Genomic DNA, 273 nt, shown 5'->3' with positions numbered 1-273 from the left:
GATCACGCAATCGCTTTGCGGCACCATCTGGCACGTCAGGACGAGGCCGGTGTTCTTCTCGTCTTCGGTCAGGGCGTCGTCGATGTAATCGTCACCGAGGTCGTAGCTGCCGCTCTCGGCGCGGCACTTGCAGGTGCCGCACACGCCGTCGGAGCAATCCATCGGCAGGTTGATCTTGGCGCGGAAGGCGGCGTCGAGCACCTTCTCGCCCGCTTTGCAATCGATGAACCGCGTAACGCCGTCCTCGAAATTCAGTGCAACTGTGAAACTGGA

Annotated in this window: 1 protein-coding gene; it reads right to left on the bottom strand. The window is 61.2% G+C overall.

Annotated elements, in window-relative coordinates; translation table 11 throughout:
* Positions 1–273 (bottom strand): 2Fe-2S iron-sulfur cluster-binding protein (locus tag RVY79_RS19625; protein ID WP_317466248.1); only part of this gene is annotated, 273 nt, incomplete at both ends.

Origin of the sequence: Chromohalobacter sp. HP20-39 (assembly GCF_033052815.1) — a bacterium.
Classification (GTDB): Bacteria; Pseudomonadota; Gammaproteobacteria; order Pseudomonadales; family Halomonadaceae; genus Chromohalobacter.
Note: the sequence above shows the minus strand (reverse complement) of the source record. Positions and strands in the feature narration are given on the sequence as shown.